General features: G+C 68.3%; 2 protein-coding genes. One reads left to right on the forward strand and one right to left on the reverse strand.

Going from position 1 to position 1,424, the window contains the following annotated elements; genetic code table 11:
• On the forward strand, window positions 1–813 hold an 813-nt coding region (locus BN903_RS09335), incomplete at its 5' end, for a M28 family metallopeptidase (protein WP_048077472.1).
• A gap of 66 nt (window positions 814–879) precedes the next feature.
• On the opposite strand, the gene BN903_RS09340 is transcribed toward BN903_RS09335, so the two are convergent.
• Complete coding sequence (locus tag BN903_RS09340) at window positions 880–1,323, reverse strand: hypothetical protein (RefSeq protein ID WP_048077473.1); 444 nt, start codon at window positions 1,321–1,323, stop codon at window positions 880–882.
• Between the last annotated feature and the right edge of the window lie 101 nt (window positions 1,324–1,424).

Genomic DNA, 1,424 nt, shown 5'->3' on the forward strand with positions numbered 1-1,424 from the left:
GCGGCCGCGCCCGTCGGCGACATCCCCGCCGTCGGCGTCTCGAAGGAGGCGGGAGCGCGGCTCGCGCGGCGGAACGAGGGCGACGAACTGACCGTCGCGGTCGACTGCGAGACCCCCGCGGCGACGAGCGGGAACGCCGTCGCCGAACTCGGTCCCGACACCGACGAACACCTGATCGTCTCCTCGCACGTTGACGCCCACGACCTCGCGGAGGGCGCGATGGACAACGGCGCGGGTACGGCGACGATAGTCGAGGTCGCGCGGGCGCTCGCGGCCCGGGAAGACGAACTCGACGTGCGGGTGCGGTTCGCCGCGTTCGGCTCCGAGGAGGTCGGACTGGTCGGCTCGTCGGTGGCCGCCGAGGCGGCGGACCGTGAGGCGGTCCGCGCCGTCGTCAACGTCGACAGCAACGTGTTCGGCCGGACCCTGCGACTCGACCACCACGACTTCGACGCGCTCGCGGACGCCGCCGAGCGGGTGAGCGACCGCTTCGATCACCCGATATCGACGGGCGAGGAGATGGTCCCGCACAGCGACCACTGGCCGTTCGTGAAACGGGGGATCCCGGGGTACATGATCTCCGGCGAGACCGAGGGCCGCGGCCGCGGGTGGGGCCACACGCACGCCGACACGCTCGACAAACTGGAGTCGCGGAACCTCAGAGAGCAGGCGATCCTCCTGACCGAACTCGTCGTCGACCTCGCCGACGCCGACGTGTCGATCCCACGCCGCGACACCGACACCGTCGCCGCGGCGCTCGAAGATGAAGGGAAGGCGACCGGGATGAAGCTCACCGGCGACTGGACGTTTTAGCGACCGAAGAGCGAAGGGCGGCGGTTCGGGGAGGCGGGGAGCCGACGGGATCGGTGTGCGGCCCCGTCAGGCGACGACGAACTGGTTCCAGATCCCTTCGATGACGAAGAAGAGCGCGTAGTACGACGACCACACCAGCACGACGAGCGAGGCGGCGATCGAGCTTTTCGGTGCTTCTATCTCCATGTCGTTGCGCGCCTCGACGTTCCGGGCCTCCAGTTCGAAGAAGTCTGCGATGAACATCGCGAGCACGAGCACCGACAGGATCGTCCCGCTGACCGGGGAATCGAGGATGAACAGGAAACACAGCAGGACGAGTCCGACGTTGGTGAACACGTGGGGGTTGTACGCCTCCACGCTGTCGGCGTCTTGGCCCTGTTCGACGTGCCGCCTGTGTGCGAGGTGCCGGGTCGCGAGGTTCGCGACGGTCATCACGAAGATCGCGTACGGCAGCACCGGCCCGACGGCCGACAGCCAGCCGAGGGGAACGAGGAACTGCAGTGGGTCCATATCCATCACTTCCGTTCACGACGTATTAGAGTGTTTCCGATCGGCGCGCCCGTGAGGCGGATGTGTCGTCGCGAGCAGGGACCGGACCGCGTCGGCGCTCA

The sequence above is a fragment of the Halorubrum sp. AJ67 genome (assembly GCF_000513435.1).

Bases quoted from the DNA above. Each gene is read 5' to 3' on its own strand.
- BN903_RS09340 (WP_048077473.1), bottom strand. From the start codon at position 1,323: ATGGACCCACTGCAGTTCCTCGTTCCCCTCGGCTGGCTGTCGGCCGTC.